The 15,637-nt window shown below is 69.8% G+C and carries 16 protein-coding genes; 6 read left to right on the top strand and 10 right to left on the bottom strand.

From position 1 onward, the window contains the following. Nucleotides 1-184 precede the first annotated feature (184 nt). Nucleotides 185-412, bottom strand: a complete 228-nt coding sequence (locus tag ACIA8N_RS31140) for a hypothetical protein (protein ID WP_365781795.1) — start codon at nt 410-412, stop codon at nt 185-187. A gap of 52 nt (nt 413-464) precedes the next feature. Then, nucleotides 465-659, bottom strand: a complete 195-nt coding sequence (locus tag ACIA8N_RS31135) for a hypothetical protein (RefSeq protein WP_365781793.1) — start codon at nt 657-659, stop codon at nt 465-467. A 190-nt stretch (nt 660-849) separates the two neighbouring features. Between ACIA8N_RS31135 and ACIA8N_RS31130 the strand changes: the two genes are divergently transcribed. Then, nucleotides 850-2,043 (top strand): pyridoxal phosphate-dependent aminotransferase, encoded by a 1,194-nt coding sequence (locus ACIA8N_RS31130; protein WP_365781791.1) that lies wholly within the window; start codon nt 850-852, stop codon nt 2,041-2,043. 79 nt (nt 2,044-2,122) lie between these two features. Here the strand turns inward: ACIA8N_RS31130 and ACIA8N_RS31125 are convergent, their stop codons facing one another. Then, complete coding sequence (locus ACIA8N_RS31125; protein ID WP_030209899.1) at nt 2,123-2,656, bottom strand: YbjN domain-containing protein; 534 nt, start codon at nt 2,654-2,656, stop codon at nt 2,123-2,125. A 125-nt stretch (nt 2,657-2,781) separates the two neighbouring features. Next, nucleotides 2,782-5,373, bottom strand: coding sequence for an ATP-dependent chaperone ClpB (gene clpB / locus ACIA8N_RS31120; RefSeq protein ID WP_365781789.1), 2,592 nt, complete (start codon nt 5,371-5,373; stop codon nt 2,782-2,784). Between the two features lie 123 nt (nt 5,374-5,496). Here clpB and ACIA8N_RS31115 point away from each other — a divergent pair, with 123 nt between their 5' ends. Continuing rightward, nucleotides 5,497-5,901 (top strand): pyridoxamine 5'-phosphate oxidase family protein, encoded by a 405-nt coding sequence (locus tag ACIA8N_RS31115; protein WP_030553183.1) that lies wholly within the window; start codon nt 5,497-5,499, stop codon nt 5,899-5,901. A gap of 126 nt (nt 5,902-6,027) precedes the next feature. Here the strand turns inward: ACIA8N_RS31115 and ACIA8N_RS31110 are convergent, their stop codons facing one another. Continuing rightward, a complete protein-coding gene (locus tag ACIA8N_RS31110) occupies nt 6,028-6,345 on the bottom strand; it encodes a hypothetical protein (protein WP_030209904.1) in 318 nt (105 codons plus the stop codon). 8 nt (nt 6,346-6,353) lie between these two features. Continuing rightward, a complete protein-coding gene (locus ACIA8N_RS31105; RefSeq protein ID WP_365781787.1) occupies nt 6,354-6,596 on the bottom strand; it encodes a hypothetical protein in 243 nt (80 codons plus the stop codon). 136 nt (nt 6,597-6,732) lie between these two features. On the opposite strand from ACIA8N_RS31105, the gene ACIA8N_RS31100 reads away from it, so the two are divergent. Together ACIA8N_RS31100 and ACIA8N_RS31095 are read left to right on the top strand one after the other, a co-directional pair. Beyond that, nucleotides 6,733-7,719 carry a helix-turn-helix transcriptional regulator gene (locus ACIA8N_RS31100; protein ID WP_365781785.1) on the top strand — a complete coding sequence of 329 codons (987 nt, stop codon included), beginning with the start codon at nt 6,733-6,735 and terminating at the stop codon, nt 7,717-7,719. A 10-nt stretch (nt 7,720-7,729) separates the two neighbouring features. Then, entirely contained in the window at nt 7,730-8,203 is a 474-nt protein-coding gene (locus ACIA8N_RS31095; RefSeq protein ID WP_365781783.1) for a hypothetical protein, read from the top strand. Nucleotides 8,204-8,272: 69 nt separating this feature from the next. Here ACIA8N_RS31095 and ACIA8N_RS31090 read toward each other — a convergent pair whose 3' ends face one another. Genes ACIA8N_RS31090 through dnaK form a run of 4 tightly spaced genes read right to left on the bottom strand, consistent with a single transcriptional unit; the run spans nt 8,273 to nt 12,444 of the window. Continuing rightward, nucleotides 8,273-8,716, bottom strand: a complete 444-nt coding sequence (locus ACIA8N_RS31090; protein WP_015034631.1) for a heat shock protein transcriptional repressor HspR — start codon at nt 8,714-8,716, stop codon at nt 8,273-8,275. 3 nt (nt 8,717-8,719) lie between these two features. Then, nucleotides 8,720-9,904, bottom strand: coding sequence for a molecular chaperone DnaJ (gene dnaJ, locus ACIA8N_RS31085; protein WP_365781781.1), 1,185 nt, complete (start codon nt 9,902-9,904; stop codon nt 8,720-8,722). A gap of 30 nt (nt 9,905-9,934) precedes the next feature. Further along, a complete protein-coding gene (gene grpE, locus ACIA8N_RS31080; RefSeq protein ID WP_365781779.1) occupies nt 9,935-10,606 on the bottom strand; it encodes a nucleotide exchange factor GrpE in 672 nt (223 codons plus the stop codon). After that, nucleotides 10,603-12,444, bottom strand: a complete 1,842-nt coding sequence (gene dnaK, locus ACIA8N_RS31075; RefSeq protein WP_365781777.1) for a molecular chaperone DnaK — start codon at nt 12,442-12,444, stop codon at nt 10,603-10,605. Before dnaK ends, grpE begins: the two co-directional genes overlap by 4 nt. A 202-nt stretch (nt 12,445-12,646) precedes the next feature. Here dnaK and ACIA8N_RS31070 point away from each other — a divergent pair, with 202 nt between their 5' ends. Further along, the gene (locus tag ACIA8N_RS31070) at nt 12,647-13,126 is read left to right on the top strand and encodes a sugar transferase (RefSeq protein WP_365781775.1); all 480 of its coding nucleotides are present in this window, start codon (nt 12,647-12,649) and stop codon (nt 13,124-13,126) included. A 107-nt stretch (nt 13,127-13,233) separates the two neighbouring features. Further along, on the top strand, nt 13,234-15,492 hold the full coding sequence (locus ACIA8N_RS31065) for a (Fe-S)-binding protein (protein ID WP_365781773.1): 2,259 nt from the start codon (nt 13,234-13,236) through the stop codon (nt 15,490-15,492). Nucleotides 15,493-15,637: the final 145 nt, after the last annotated feature.

Below are 15,637 nucleotides of genomic sequence, written 5' to 3'. Positions count from 1 at the left end.
CTGTCAGGAGCGAGAGAACCACGGACGCCGGACGACTCGCAGCGTTTTTACCCAACTTGCTGTGTTTTCCAACCCCTTCGGGGACCCCACAGTTCAATTGTTCAATCAGAATCGATCGACAGGTACGCGCGAACTGCCCACGTCATGTGCTGAGCGGGCAGCCCACCCTGCCCGCTCCGCACGTTCAGCTGCTGCCGCCGCCGCAGCCGCCACCCCCGCCACCGCAGCTGGAGCTGCCGCCCCCGCAGGAGCTGCCGCCCCCGCCGTCGGCCCAGGTGCTGCTGCTGCCGCTGCCCGACCGGCCACCGCTCCACCTGGTGACCCGCCTGCTGCCGCGTCGGTTGCGGACGGTGGAGGAGATGCCGATGACGACCACGGCCGCCACCACGATGCCGATGACGATGAATTCCATCTGTACGACCCCCGTTCTTCTGTGCGAGGGGGATGCCCGGTCCGACACCCCGTCAAAGCCGACTTGAGCGAGTCCAGAGCTTCAGCTGCACGAGGACGAGGAGCTGGAACAGCTCGACGACGACGAGCAGGAGGAGGAGCTCGAACACGAGAACGTCGAGGAGGAGGTGGAGGAGTCCGAGGAGGACGAGGACGACGAGCAGGAGGTGGTGGACGAGGAGGACGACGACGTGTCCGTCCCGGCCCACCAGCTGTCGCCGCCCCGGCTCACCCGCGCCGTTCCCCTGAGCGAGTACGCGACGACCGACACCACGACCGCGATCACGAACGCGATCCCGAGGATGAAGAGTGCGATGTTCATGCCAGGGCGATCCCCGCCGCGCCCGAACGCCAAAGCGCACTTGAGCAACTCCAGAGCTTGGCTCCAGGATGGCCGTCATGACACGACCGCCGCTCAACCGCCGCCTCGCCGAGTTCGGGACGACCATCTTCGCCGAGATGTCCGCGCTCGCCGCCAGGACCGGGGCGATCAACCTCGGCCAGGGCTTCCCCGACACCGACGGCCCCGAGGAGATCCGGGAGGCCGCGGTCCGCGCGCTGCGGGACGGCCGCGGCAACCAGTACCCGCCGGGACCCGGCGTCCCCGAGCTGCGCTCGGCGATCGCCGACCACCAGCGGGAGCGGTACGGCCTGGTGTACGACCCGGACGCCGAGGTCCTCGTCACCGCGGGCGCCACCGAGGCCATCGCCGCGGCCCTGCTCGCCCTGGTCGAGCCGGGCGACGAGGTCGTCGCCCTGGAGCCGTACTACGACTCGTACGCCGCCTGCGTGGCGATGGCCGGCGGGACCAGGGTCCCCGTCACCCTGCGCCCCCACGAGGGCGTCCGCGGCGGAGCCGCTGATCGACGCTACGTCCTCGACCTGGACGAGCTGCGCGCCGCCGTCACCGACCGGACCCGCCTCATCCTCCTCAACACCCCGCACAACCCCACCGGCACCGTCCTCACCCGGGCGGAGCTGACCGCCGTCGCCGAGCTCGCGATCGAGCGGGACCTGCTGGTCGTCACCGACGAGGTGTACGAGCACCTGGTCTTCGACGGCGCCGAACACGTGCCGATCGCGAGCCTCCCCGGCATGCGGGAGCGCACGGTCACAATCGGCTCCGCCGGCAAGACCTTCTCGTTCACCGGCTGGAAGGTCGGCTGGATCACCGCGAGCCCCGAGCTGACCTCCGCCGTCCGCTCGGCCAAGCAGTTCCTCACGTACGTGTCCTCGGGGCCGTTCCAGTACGCGATCGCCGAGGCGCTCCGCCTCCCCGCCACGTACTTCGACACCCTCCGCGCCGACCTCCAGGCCAAGCGGGACCTGCTGAGCGAGGGCCTCGCGCAGGCCGGCTTCGAGGTCTACCGGCCGGCGGGCACGTACTTCGTCACCACCGACATCCGGCCGCTCGGCGACGGGGACGGCTTCGCCTTCTGCCGCTCGCTGCCGGAGCGCGCCGGTGTCGTCGCCATCCCGAACGCCGTCTTCTACGACCACCGCGAGGCCGGCGCCCCCTTCGTCCGCTTCGCCTTCTGCAAGAAGACCGAGGTCCTGGAGGAGGCCGTCTCCCGGCTCAAGCGGCTCGCCTGAGACGCCCCGGAACGACACGAGAGCCCGGCCACCCCTCGGAAGGGGGGCCGGGCTCTCGTGACGGTGCGGACGAGGCGGCTCAGGCCTCCTCGTCGCCCGCCTTCTGCTCGGGGGTCTCCAGGCCGAACTGCTCGACGACCCACTTGTCGAACTCGATGGAGGCGCGGACCCAGCTGACCGTGGAGGACACGAAGTGCTCCAGGGCGACGCCGGTGCCGATCAGCATCTGGGCCTCACCGATGAGACGGAGGGTGGCGGAGCCGTCCTCCTCCTCGTGCAGGTGCGTGTAGACCTTGGGCCACAGGGTGCGGCGGTTCCAGTCGTCGATCGCGTCGAGGACCTTGGCGCGGTCGTCGGCGGAGTGCGGGCGGTCGTAGAACGTCCGCACCGAGAAGACCTGCTGCTCGTCCTCGCCGCGGAACATGAAGTACGTGCGGAATTCCTCCCACGGCGCGGCGAGGTCACCCTCGTCGTCGATGACGTACTTCAGTTCCATCTGGTCGAGGAGCTGCTTGACGAGGTCCTGGTCGGGGACGACGGGGCCCGCCGGTCCTGCGGCCTGAGGCTGGGGCTGGCCCCCGAAATTCGGAATCGAGGACGGGTCGATGCTCACCGTGTATTTCCCTTCGTACGGATGCTCGCCATCCTCCCCCATGCCGGGCGGTACGTGGCAAGTCCCACCTCCCGCGATCCGCTGCGGGCTGACAAGAACTCGTGCACATGGGGGAGAAAAGGGGGCTACCTGGCCGGACCCACGATCAGGCCGTCCTCGAACCGGTCGACCCGGACCGTGTCTCCGTCCACGATCTCACCCGCGAGGATCTCCTTCGCGAGCCGGTCGCCGATCGCCGTCTGGATCAGACGGCGCAGCGGCCGGGCACCGTACGCGGGGTCGTTGCCCTCCTCGGCGAGCCACTCCAGGGCCGCCGGGGTGACGTCCAGGGTGAGCCGCCGCTCGGCGAGCCGCTTCGCGAGCCGGTCGATCTGGAGCCGGGCGATCCGGCTCAGCTCGGCCCGGTCGAGGGCCGAGAAGACCACCAGGTCGTCGAGCCGGTTGAGGAACTCCGGCTTGAAACTGGCCCTGACGACCTCCAGGACCTGCTGCTTCTTGACGTCCTCCGGGGTCATCGGCTCGACCAGGTACTGGCTGCCGAGGTTGGACGTCAGGATCAGGATCGTGTTGCGGAAATCCACCGTCCGGCCCTGGCCGTCGGTGAGACGGCCGTCGTCGAGGACCTGGAGCAGGATGTCGAAGACCTCCGGATGGGCCTTCTCCACCTCGTCGAGCAGCACCACGCTGTACGGGCGGCGGCGGACCGCCTCCGTGAGCTGGCCGCCCTCCTCGTAGCCGACGTAGCCGGGAGGCGCGCCGACCAGGCGGGCGACGCTGTGCTTCTCTCCGTACTCCGACATGTCGATGCGGATCATGGCCCGCTCGTCGTCGAAGAGGAAGTCCGCGAGCGCCTTCGCCAGCTCGGTCTTGCCGACACCGGTCGGGCCGAGGAAGAGGAAGGAGCCGGTGGGCCGGTCGGGGTCGGCGATGCCCGCGCGGGTCCTGCGCACGGCGTCGGAGACCGCCTGCACGGCCTCGGACTGGCCGATCAGCCGCTTGCCGAGCTCGTCCTCCATGCGGAGCAGCTTCTGCGTCTCGCCCTCCAGGAGGCGTCCTGCGGGGATGCCGGTCCAGGCGCCGACCACGTCCGCGATGTCGTCGGGGCCGACCTCCTCCTTGACCATGGTGTCCTTGCTGGACTCCTGCTGGGCCTCGGCCTCGCTCGCCTCCTCCAGCTCCCGCTCCAGGGCCGGGATCTCCCCGTACAGCAGCTTGGAGGCGGTGTCGAAGTCGCCGTCGCGCTGGGCGCGCTCGGCACGGCCGCGGGTCTCGTCGAGGCGTTCCTTCAGCTCGCCGACCCGGTTGAGGGACTGCTTCTCCTTCTCCCAGCGGGCGGTGAGGCCGCGCAGCTCCTCCTCGCGGTCGGCGAGGTCGCGGCGCAGCTTCTCCAGGCGCTGCCGGCTCGCCGGGTCCGTCTCGTTCTTGAGGGCCAGCTCCTCCATGCGGAGCCGGTCGACGGACCGCTGGAGCTCGTCGATCTCGACGGGCGAGGAGTCGATCTCCATGCGGAGCCGGGACGCGGCCTCGTCGACGAGGTCGATGGCCTTGTCGGGGAGGAAGCGGGAGGTGATGTACCGGTCGGAGAGGGTCGCGGCGGCGACCAGCGCGGAGTCGTTGATCTGCACCTTGTGGTGGGCCTCGTACCGGCCCTTGAGGCCGCGGAGGATCGCGATGGTGTCCTCGACGGTCGGCTCGGCGACCAGGACCTGCTGGAAGCGGCGCTCCAGGGCGGGGTCCTTCTCGATCCGCTCGCGGTACTCGTCGAGGGTGGTCGCGCCGACCATGCGCAGCTCGCCGCGGGCCAGCATGGGCTTGAGCATGTTGCCCGCGTCCATGGCGGAGTCGCCGCCGGCGCCCGCGCCGACGACCGTGTGCAGCTCGTCGATGAAGGTGATGATCTGGCCGTCGCTCTCCTTGATCTCGGAGAGGACGGTCTTGAGGCGCTCCTCGAACTCGCCGCGGTACTTGGCTCCGGCGACCATCGCGCCGAGGTCGAGCGAGACGAGCCGCTTGTTCTTCAGCGACTCGGGGACGTCGCCCTTGACGATCCGCTGGGCGAGGCCCTCGACGACGGCGGTCTTGCCGACGCCGGGCTCGCCGATGAGGACGGGGTTGTTCTTGGTGCGGCGGGACAGCACCTGGACGACGCGCCGGATCTCGTGGTCCCGGCCGATGACCGGGTCGAGCTTGCCCTCGCGCGCGGCGGCGGTGAAGTCCGTGCCGAACTTCTCCAGCGCCTTGTACTGACCCTCCGGGTCGGGTGTGGTCACCCGGCGTCCTCCCCTGCTCTTCTCGAAGGCGTCGAGCAGCTTCGGTGCGCTCGCGCCCTGCTTGCCGAGGATCTCACCGGCCTGGCCGCCCTTGGCCGCGATCCCGATGAGGAGGTGCTCGGTGGACAGGTAGTCGTCGCCGAGCTCCTTGGCCTGCCGGTCGGCGTCGGCGATCACCGCGAGGAAGTCGCGGGTGGGCTGCGGGGGCGCGACCGTGGACCCGGTGACGCTCGGCAGGGCGGCGAGCAGCCGCTCCGCACCCGCGCGTACGGCCGCCTGGTCGGCCTCGACGGCGGCGAGCAGGTCGGTGATGTTCTCGTTCTCCTGACCCGCGAGAAGTGCCAGGAGAAGGTGGGCGGGGGTCAGGTCGGCGTGCCCTTCGGACACGGCGCGGCTGCTCGCCGCGTTGATCGCGTCCCGGCTCCTGTTGGTCAGTTCGGCGTCCACGTGCGGTGCTCCTCCTCGGACGTCGTGGGTGGTCTTCTCCTTATGACTCTTCCAGAGTACACAAAGTTGAGTCGCTATGGCTCAAGGTGTCGGAGGGGACCCCGCCCCGGGTAGTTTCCGGGCATGGCCACAGACCCGAGGAACCCCTCCGACTCGTACCTCAGCTTCTGGCGCGAGTACCACATGTGCACCCTGACCACCCCGCGTCCGGACGGCACGCCGCACGTCGTCGCGGTCGGCGTCACGTACGACCCCGAGCAGGGGTACGCGCGCGTGATCACCAACAAGCACAGCCGGAAGGTCGCCAACGTCCTGGCGGCGGGCGCGGACGGCGCGCGGGTCGCGGTCTGCCAGGTCGACAAGGGGCGCTGGGCCACCCTGGAGGGCATCGCCCGCATCCGTACGGAGGAGGAGGTCGTCGCGGACGCCGTCGGGCGCTACGCGGACCGCTACGGGCGTACGCCGGCCCCGAACCCGGACCGGGTCGTCATCGAGATCGCCCTCACCCGGGCGATGGGCCGCGCCTGAGGCGCGTCCGGACACACACACGGAACGCGCACGGGAACGCACAGCGGCACCATCGCGTTTCAGGTCCGCGATGGCGCCGCTGTGTGGGGGAAGTGCCTGAGCGATCTACAACGACGGGGGAATCGCTCAGGCACTGCGGGGGGTGGCGGTGATGGTCTCGGGTTCGATCAGCTGGTGGTCCCGCTGGTCGAGGTTGACGAAGATCATGCCGTACCGGATGGCACAGCGGATGGGCTGTGGGGCGCCCCGGGGACGTCGGAGGCAGCGGTAGGCGCGGACGTCCTCGTCCTGCTCGCGTGCCACGACGATCGGCTCCCCGAAGAGGGATACCTTCAGCGAGTCGCCACGATGGGGGATGGCCGTGGCGAGATCGACGAAGTGCCAGCCGGAGCGATAGGCCGAGGCCATCTCCCGGCGGAACCTGGGGTCATCGGGTACGTTCATGCGCCCCTCTAGCTCCAGCCGGGATCCTGCGCGGGGGCCACGCTCCAGCCGGGATCCTCCGCGGGGGCCGTGCTCCAGCCCGGGTCGGCGAGCTGCGCGGCGGGGGCCACGCTCCAGCCCGGGTCGAGCGGAGCGGCCTGCACCTCGGCCGGCGCGGTGTGCCAACCGGGGTCCTGGGTCACGCCCACGGCCCCCACCGCTGCGGCCGCGACAAGAGCGAGTCCGGCCACCGCGCGTATGAGCTTCTTCATCATCACCGAACAACCTCACTTGAAGGCAACGTCTCTTTACCAACCCCCGCGACTAAGACGATGGCTTACTCTCTGCACCTGCACCACCAAACCCAGGCATCATGTTCCTGAGATGCAGGAGCCTGGGGGTGTACATATGCGGAAAGAAGCGGACGAGACAGGTCACCCTCATTCGCATGCCGAACTCTGCAAAGCGGGGTCCGAGCTGTACGCCTCCGCCCTGCGGACCGGACGAATAGCCCGGTCAGAGACGGTCGAGGCTCCCTGCCTCCTCGATCTGTCGCTGCTGCACCCCGACCCGGACGACGCCCGGTGGCTCCGTCCGGTTCCCCCGTCGGCGGCCCTGGCCCAGCTCCTCCAGCCGATCGAGCGGGAGATACTCGACCGCCGCCGGCGCACCGTCGCCCTCTCCGACGCGTTCGAGCCGTTCATGGCCATCGGCGCCCACGACTCCCCCACCACCCACGCCATCACCGTCCTCGAGGGCATCGACCGCATCAACTCGACCCTCGACCGGGTCGTCGCCAACTGCCGCAGCGAACTGCTCACCGTGCAGCCCGGCGGCGGACGCCCCGCGCAGGCCCTGACGGAGGCCCTCGACCGCGTCTCGCCGCTCCTCGGCCGCGGCATCAGCATGCGCACGCTCTACCAGCACACGGCCCGCCACACCGAACTGACCCTGACCTACCTGGAGCACGTCGGCCCCGAGGTCCAGGTCCGAACCCTCGAAGAGATCATCGACCGGCTGATCATCGTCGACCGCGAGGTCGCCTTCATCCCGGCCCGCAGCGACCGCCAGGTCGCCCTGGAACTGCGCCACCCGGGCCTGGTCGCCTATCTCGGCGGCGTCTTCGACCAGTTCTGGCAGCTCGCGGTGCCGATCCGCGAGGAGATCCCGTACGACATCAAGACCGACGGCATAGGCGGCGTCCAGCGGACCATCGCCCGGCTCCTCGTCGAGGGCCACGTCGACGAGGCCATCGCCCGCCGCCTCGGCATGAACGTCCGCACCTGCCGCGCCCACATCGCCAAGCTCGCCGCCGCCCTCGGCAGCGGCAGCCGGGCGCAGCTCGGCTACCTCATCGCCCAGTCGGGCATCCTTCAACAAGCCGACGAGGACTGACCTGACCACCGTGTACATCCAGATCGATCTCGACGGACCCGCGGGAACCCTCCGGGTCTCCGGCCACGGCCTGCCCACCGTGGAGCTCGTACGGGCCCCCGGGACCGCCCCCGACGCCCACACCCCCATCGGCACCCGCAAGGCCGCCCTGCTGGCCCTCAGCGCCGACGGGGAGCCCGCCACGATCCGGCCCGCGCGCGGACGGCTGCTGCGCTCCTCATACCGCGTGGACGCGCGGGTCGCCGGCGTCCGCTACCGGCTCATGCCCTGCTCCCACGTCGACAGCCGGCTCAGCCGCGACGGGCGGGTGCTCGGCACCCTGGAATCCGCCGGCGACGGCCGCGTGGACGCCGACTGGGCCCCCGGCGCGGACCTCACCCCGCTCGACCACGCCCTCGGCACCGCGCTCGCCGCCGCGTTCGGGACGGGGGCCGCGCCCTGGTGGGAGACGGTCGGCGACATCGTGGCCGAACTGATCCCGTAGCCGGGGCCGGACACGCGTGAGGCCCCCTCCACAGCCGTGGAGGGGGCCTGACGCGTGCTGCCCGCTTGCCTACTCGCCGCGCTTCGGGCGCCACACCACGAGGGCGCTCGCCTGCTGCACGTCCTGGTACGGCACGAGATCGCGCCGGTACGAGGCGTGCACCTGGGCCTCGCGCTGCCGCATCGCCGCCGCCGCGCCGTCGACCGCGGCCGACAGCTCGGCGATCCGGCTCTGCAGCGCCGCGACCTGGTTCTCCAGCTCGATGATGCGCTTGATCCCCGCCAGGTTGATGCCCTCGTCCTGCGACAGCTGCTGCACCTGACGGAGCAGCTCGATGTCACGGGCCGAGTAGCGCCTGCCCCGGCCCGCCGTACGGTCCGGGGAGACCAGACCGAGGCGGTCGTACTGCCGAAGGGTCTGCGGGTGCAGACCCGAGAGCTGGGCCGCCACCGAGATGACGTACACCGGCGACTCGTCGGTCAGTTCGTACGGATTGCGTCGGCGCCCGTCCACGGGTCACGCTCCCTTCGCGGCCTGGAACAGCTCCGCCCGGGGGTCCTCGGAGGCCGTCGCCTCGCGGTAGGTCTCCAGGGCGTCACGTGCCTTGTCGTCCAGCTCCTTCGGCACCGCGACCTCGACCGTCACGAGGAGGTCGCCGCGAGTGCCGTCCTTGCGGACCGCGCCCTTGCCCCGGGCGCGCATGGTCCGGCCGTTCGGGGTGCCCGCGGGCAGCTTGAGGGTGACCGCGGGGCCGCCGAGGGTCGGCACCTTGATCTCGCCGCCGAGCGCCGCCTCCGTGAAGGAGACCGGCACCGTCACGGTGAGGTTGTCGTCCTTGCGGCCGAAGACCGGGTGGTCGTCGACGTGCACGACGACGTACAGGTCGCCGTTCTGCCCGCCGCGCTCGCCCGGCGCTCCCTTGCCGCGCAGCCGGATCTTCTGGTTGTCGCTGACGCCTGCCGGGATGCGGACCTGCATGGTGCGGGAGGACTTGGCCCGGCCGCTGCCCTTGCAGACCTCGCAGGGGTTCTCGGCGATGAGGCCGCGGCCCTTGCAGTCCACGCACGGGTCGGTGAGCGAGAAGCCGCCGCCGCTGCCGCGCGAGACCTGCCCGGTGCCGACGCAGGTCGGGCACACGCGGGGCGTGCCGTTCTTGTCGCCGGTGCCCGAACAGGCCGTGCAGGGCTGCTGGCTGGACATCCGCAGCGGTACGGTCGCGCCCTCGATGGCCTCGGTGAAGCTGAGCGTCACCTCGGACTCGATGTCCTGGCCGCGGCGCGGCTGGGTGCGTGCGCCGCCGGCCGCCCCGCGGTTGAACAGGCCGCCGAAGACGTCCCCGATGCCGCCGCCGCCGAAGCCGCCGGCTCCACCGGGGCCGCCCTGGGCGCCGCCGAAGAGGTCGCCCAGGTCGAAGTTGAACGAGCCGCCGCCCGCCCCGCCGGGACCGGCCCTGAAGCCGCCGTTCCCGAAGAGGGCGCGAGCGTCGTCGTACTCCTTGCGCTTCTTGGGGTCCCCGAGGATGTCGTTGGCCTCGGAGATGTCCTTGAAGCGCGCCTCGGCACCGGCGTCGCCCTTGTTGGCGTCCGGGTGGTTCTCGCGGGCGAGTTTCCGGTACGCCTTCTTGATCTCGGCCTCGGTGGCGTCCTTGGGGACGCCGAGAACCTTGTAGTAGTCCTTCTCGACGAAGTCCTTCGTGCTCATCGACGTCCCTCCTTCCGGACGATCACTGCGTCACCCCTCTTCGGGGGCACCGCTCTCCTCGTCGGCCGACTTCTCTTCCTTGGCGCCGGACGCGGCACCGGGCGTGGCGCCCGGCTGCGGCTCGGCCACCGCGACCCGGGCGGGCCTGATGGTCCGCTCGCCGATCCGATACCCCGGCTGCAGGATCGCCACGCAGGTCGTCTCGGTGACGTCCGGCGCGTACGAGTGCATCAGGGCCTCGTGGATCGTCGGGTCGAAGGGCTCGCCCTCCTTGCCGAACTGCTGGAGCCCCATCTTGGCGACGACGGTCTCCAGCGATTCGGCCACCGACTTGAACCCGCCCACGAGCTCACCGTGCTCGCGGGCCCGGCCGACGTCGTCGAGCACGGGGAGGAGCTCGGACAGGAGGGTCGCGACGGCGATCTCCTTGACCGTGACCCGGTCCCGCTCCACGCGGCGGCGGTAGTTCTGGTATTCGGCCTGGAGCCGCTGGAGGTCCGCGGTGCGCTCGTCGAGCGCGGAACGGACCTGGTCCAGCTGGGCGGTGAGGCCCGCGGTACCGGCCGACTTCTGGCTGCTTGCGTCCCCGGCCGGGGCCGTCGCGTCCTCCTGGGAGGACTCGGCGGCCTCGGCGGCGTCGTCAGGGGTGGCGCCGGAGGGGACGTCGGGCTTCTCCTCGAAGCCCGGGGTCTCCTCGGTCACGCCTGACCACCCTTCTTGGGCTCGTCGTCGATGATCTCGGCGTCGACGACGTCGTCGTCCTGGGCCTGGCCCTGACCGGCGTCGCCGCCGGCGGCCTGGGCGCCCTGGGCGTCGGCGTACAGCGCCTGGCCGAGCTTCTGGGAGACGGCCGCGACCTTCTCGGTGGCCGTACGGATCTCGGCGGTGTCCTCGCCCTTGAGCTTCTCCTTCAGCTCGACGAGCGCGGCCTCGACCTCGGCCTTGACGTCACCGGGGACCTTGTCCTCGTTGTCCTTGAGGAACTTCTCCGTCTGGTAGACGAGCTGCTCGCCCTGGTTGCGGGACTCGGCGGCCTCGCGGCGGCGGTGGTCCTCGTCCGCGTACTGCTCGGCCTCCTGGCGCATCCGGTCGACCTCGTCCTTCGGCAGCGAGGAGCCGCCGGTGACGGTCATCTTCTGCTCCTTGCCCGTGCCCAGGTCCTTCGCGGTCACGTGCATGATGCCGTTCGCGTCGATGTCGAACGCGACCTCGATCTGCGGGACGCCACGCGGGGCCGGCGGGAGGCCGGTCAGCTCGAACATGCCGAGCTTCTTGTTGTACGCCGCGATCTCGCGCTCGCCCTGGTAGACCTGGATCTGCACGGACGGCTGGTTGTCCTCGGCCGTCGTGAAGATCTCGGACCGCTTGGTCGGGATCGTGGTGTTGCGCTCGATGAGCTTGGTCATGATCCCTCCCTTGGTCTCGATGCCGAGGGACAGCGGGGTCACGTCGAGGAGCAGGACGTCCTTGACCTCACCCTTGAGGACACCGGCCTGGAGCGCGGCGCCGATGGCGACGACCTCGTCCGGGTTGACGCCCTTGTTGGCGTCCTGACCGCCGGTCAGCTCCTTGACGAGCTCGGCGACGGCCGGCATACGGGTCGAACCACCGACGAGAACGACGTGGTCGATCTCGGAGAGGTTGATGCCCGCGTCCTTGATGACGTTGTGGAACGGCACCTTGCAGCGGTCGAGCAGGTCCGAGGTCAGCTGCTGGAACTGGGCGCGCGTGAGCTTCTCGTCCAGGTGCAGCGGGCCCTCGGCGGAAGCCGTGATGTAGGGCAGGTTGATCGACGTCTCGGTCGAGGACGACAGCTCGATCTTCGCCTTCTCCGCGGCCTCGCGGAGACGCTGGAGAGCCATCTTGTCCTTGGCCAGGTCGACGCCGTGGCCGTTCTGGAACTGCGTCACCAGGTAGTCGACGACGCGCTGGTCCCAGTCGTCACCACCGAGGTGGTTGTCACCGTTGGTGGCCTTCACCTCGACGACGCCGTCGCCGATCTCCAGGAGGGACACGTCGAAGGTGCCGCCACCGAGGTCGAAGACGAGGATCGTCTGGTCGTCCTTGTCGAGGCCGTACGCGAGGGCGGCCGCGGTCGGCTCGTTGACGATGCGCAGGACGTTGAGGCCCGCGATCTCACCGGCCTCCTTGGTGGCCTGGCGCTCGGAGTCGTTGAAGTACGCCGGGACGGTGATGACCGCGTCGACGACCTTCTCGCCCAGGTACGCCTCGGCGTCGCGCTTCAGCTTCTGCAGGATGAAGGCGCTCATCTGCTGCGGGTTGAAGTTCTTGCCGTCGATCTCGATCTTCCAGTCGGTGCCCATGTGGCGCTTGACCGACCGGATGGTCCTGTCGACGTTGGTGACGGCCTGGCGCTTGGCCACCTCGCCGACGAGCACCTCGCCGTTCTTCGCGAAGGCGACGACGGACGGCGTGGTCCTGGCGCCCTCGGCGTTGGTGATGACGGTGGGCTCGCCGCCTTCCAGAACGCTGACGACGGAGTTAGTCGTGCCCAGGTCGATGCCGACCGCACGTGCCATTTCGATTCCTCCAACTGACGTACTTGAGTGGAACTGACTCAAGGATGCACGAAGGGTCGGCGTGCGTCAACAGACCTGAGTGGAGGCGGCTCAACTCTTCGCCCGCTCATGCGCTCAACGGGCGCGTCGCTCCCCCACTCGTCCAGGTTCGCATGAAAGAGTCCGGACATATCACAGGATTCCCGCCGGAGGGTGTGGGCGCATGACGGCGAAGCGCGCGTTCGACATGGTGGTCGGGGTCGTCCTGCTCCTCACACTCTCGCCGCTGATCGCCGGCGCCGCCCTGTCCGTCACCCTCAGCGGCAGCGGCGCGGTGCTGCGCCGCCGCAGGGTCGCGGGGCTGAACGGGCGGCCCTTCGCGATGCTGACCTTCCGCACGAGGAGCCCGCTGGCCGCGCTGCCGCTGCTGCTGCACGTCGTCGCCGGCCAGATGTCGCTGGTCGGGCCGTGCCCGCTGACCCCGGCCCACCGCGAGTGCGCGGGCGACGGGCGCCGCCGGCTCTCCGTACGCCCCGGGCTCACCGGCCTCTGGCAGATCAGCGGACGCTCCGACCTGCCGTGGGAGGAACGCGAGCTGCTCGACCTCCACTATGTGGACCACCACTGGCTCGGCATGGATCTGGCGGTCCTGGCGCGTACGCTTCCAGCAGTACGCAGGCGTCGCGCGGCAAGGTTTGCCTGAGCGACACATATCACCGCGAGCGCCGCTACAGCGCGGGGCCGCGACCGGGTAATCTCAGCAGGAACTCAATAAGTTACCGCTTAGTAGGCCCGCCCGAGGAGCCCTTCATGCAACTCGCCGCGATCATCGTGTCGATCGCCATCACGGTGGTGGCCGTCGCGCTGTTCGGCCGCGCCACCGCGCAGATCTACCGCTTCGTGCGGCTGGGTCAGCCGGTGCCCGCCGGCACGCGCACCGGTGACCCCAAGCAGCGCACCATCACGCTGGTCAAGGAATTCCTCGGCCACACACGGATGAACCGCTGGGGCATCGTCGGCTTCGCGCACTGGTTCGTCGCGGTGGGCTTCTTCTCGCTGCTCCTGACGATCGTCAACGCCTTCGGCCAGCTCTTCCAGGCCGACTGGCTGATCCCGATCATCGGCGACTGGCTGCCGTACGAGATCTTCACCGAGTTCCTCGGTCTGATGACCGTCCTCGGCATCGTGACCCTCATCGTGATCCGCCAGCTCAACAGGCCGTCCGGAGCGGGCCGCAAGTCCCGCTTCACCGGCTCCAAGACCGGCCAGGCCTACTTCGTCGAAGCCGTCATCCTCATCGTCGGCCTCTGCATCATGACGCTGCGCGCCCTCGAAGGCGTCCAGCACCACGTGACGAGCTGGGAGCCGGGCTTCTTCGCCTCGTACCCGCTGATCGCGCTGCTCGACGGCCTGGACCTGAGCACGATCCAGCACCTCACCTACTTCGTCGCGGCGCTCAAGATCGTCACGTCCTTCACCTGGATGATCACGGTCTCGCTCAACACGAACATGGGTGTCGCCTGGCACCGCTTCCTCGGCTTCCCGAACATCTGGTTCAAGCGCAACGCCGACGGCTCCACCGCCCTCGGCGCGCTCCAGCCGATGAGCACCGGCGGCAAGGAGATCGACTGGGAGGACCCGGCCGAGGACGCCGTCTTCGGCGTCTCCCAGGTCGAGCAGTTCTCCTGGAAGGGCATCCTCGACTTCTCCACCTGCACCGAGTGCGGCCGCTGCCAGTCGCAGTGCCCCGCCTGGAACACCGGCAAGCCCCTCTCCCCCAAGCTCCTCATCATGTCGCTGCGCGACCACGCGCACGCCAAGGCGCCGTACCTGCTCGCGGGCGGCGGCAAGGACATGGAGGGCAACGAGAAGGCGACGCCGGAGCAGCTCAAGGACGTCCCCGCGTCGGCCATCGCCGAGGCCGAGCGCCCGCTGATCGGCACCGCCGAGGAGAACGGCGTCATCGACCCGGACGTCCTGTGGTCCTGCACCACCTGCGGCGCCTGCGTCGAGCAGTGCCCGGTCGACATCGAGCACATCGACCACATCGTCGACATGCGCCGCTACCAGGTGATGATCGAGTCCGCGTTCCCGTCCGAGGCGGGCACGATGCTCAAGAACCTGGAGAAGAAGGGCAACCCCTGGGGTCTCGCCAAGAAGGCGCGCGTCGAGTGGACCAAGGAGGTCGACTTCGAGGTCCCGATCGTCGGGAAGGACGTCGAGGACCTCTCGGAGTACGACTACCTGTACTGGGTCGGCTGCGCCGGCGCCCTGGAGGACCGGGCGAAGAAGACCACCAAGGCCTTCGCCGAGCTCCTGAACATCGCGGGCGTCAAGTTCGCGATCATGGGCGGCGACGAGAAGTGCACCGGTGACTCCCCCCGCCGCCTCGGCAACGAGCCGCTGTTCCAGCAGCTCGCCCAGGAGAACGTCGCGATGCTGAACATGGCGTTCGGCGAGGACGACGAGGACCCGGAGACGAAGAAGCCGAAGTCGGCGAAGCGGATCGTCTCCACCTGCCCGCACTGCTTCAACACCATCGCCAACGAGTACCCGCAGCTCGGCGGTGAGTACGAGGTCATCCACCACACCCAGCTGCTCCAGCACCTCATCGACGAGGGCAAGCTGGTCCCGGTGACCCCGGTCGACGGTCTGATCACCTACCACGACCCCTGCTACCTGGGCCGTCACAACAAGGTCTACACGCCGCCGCGCGAGATCATGTCCGCCGTCCCCGGCCTGCGCCAGCAGGAGATGCACCGCCACAAGGAGCGCGGCTTCTGCTGCGGCGCCGGTGGTGCCCGGATGTGGATGGAGGAGCGGATCGGCAAGCGCATCAACAACGAGCGCGTCGACGAGGCCCTGTCCCTCAACCCCGACATCGTCTCCACGGCCTGCCCGTTCTGCCTGGTCATGCTGACCGACTCGGTCAACGGCAAGAAGAACGAGGGCAAGGCCAAGGAGTCCGTCACGGTCGTGGACGTGGCCCAGCTGCTCCTCGAATCGGTGAAGGCCCCGGCCGAGCCGGAGCCGGAAACGGCCGCCGAGGAGTCGGAGCCGGCTGTCTGATCCCGGCATGAGAAGGGCCGCCCCGCGTGATCGCGGGGCGGCCCTTTTCCGCGTGGACACCCCCATTGGCGCCCCCATGACGCCCCCATGGCGCCCCCTAGGGGATGTCACAGCTCAGTGGCAAGCGTCGTCCCGGGGAGCGCCC

It is taken from the genome of Streptomyces sp. NPDC051822 (assembly GCF_044452745.1).
Lineage (GTDB): Bacteria > Actinomycetota > Actinomycetes > Streptomycetales > Streptomycetaceae > Streptomyces.
This window is presented reverse-complemented; position numbering and strand designations above follow the sequence as displayed.

Coding starts and splice junctions, on each gene's coding strand:
- ACIA8N_RS31140 (WP_365781795.1), bottom strand. CDS start 412: ATGGAATTCATCGTCATCGGCATCGTGGTGGCGGCCGTGGTCGTCATC.
- ACIA8N_RS31130 (WP_365781791.1), top strand. CDS start 850: ATGACACGACCGCCGCTCAACCGCCGCCTCGCCGAGTTCGGGACGACC.
- ACIA8N_RS31115 (WP_030553183.1), top strand. CDS start 5,497: ATGGCCACAGACCCGAGGAACCCCTCCGACTCGTACCTCAGCTTCTGG.
- ACIA8N_RS31110 (WP_030209904.1), bottom strand. CDS start 6,345: ATGAACGTACCCGATGACCCCAGGTTCCGCCGGGAGATGGCCTCGGCC.
- ACIA8N_RS31105 (WP_365781787.1), bottom strand. CDS start 6,596: ATGAAGAAGCTCATACGCGCGGTGGCCGGACTCGCTCTTGTCGCGGCC.
- ACIA8N_RS31100 (WP_365781785.1), top strand. CDS start 6,733: ATGCGGAAAGAAGCGGACGAGACAGGTCACCCTCATTCGCATGCCGAA.
- dnaJ (WP_365781781.1), bottom strand. CDS start 9,904: ATGAGCACGAAGGACTTCGTCGAGAAGGACTACTACAAGGTTCTCGGC.
- dnaK (WP_365781777.1), bottom strand. CDS start 12,444: ATGGCACGTGCGGTCGGCATCGACCTGGGCACGACTAACTCCGTCGTC.
- ACIA8N_RS31070 (WP_365781775.1), top strand. CDS start 12,647: ATGACGGCGAAGCGCGCGTTCGACATGGTGGTCGGGGTCGTCCTGCTC.
- ACIA8N_RS31065 (WP_365781773.1), top strand. CDS start 13,234: ATGCAACTCGCCGCGATCATCGTGTCGATCGCCATCACGGTGGTGGCC.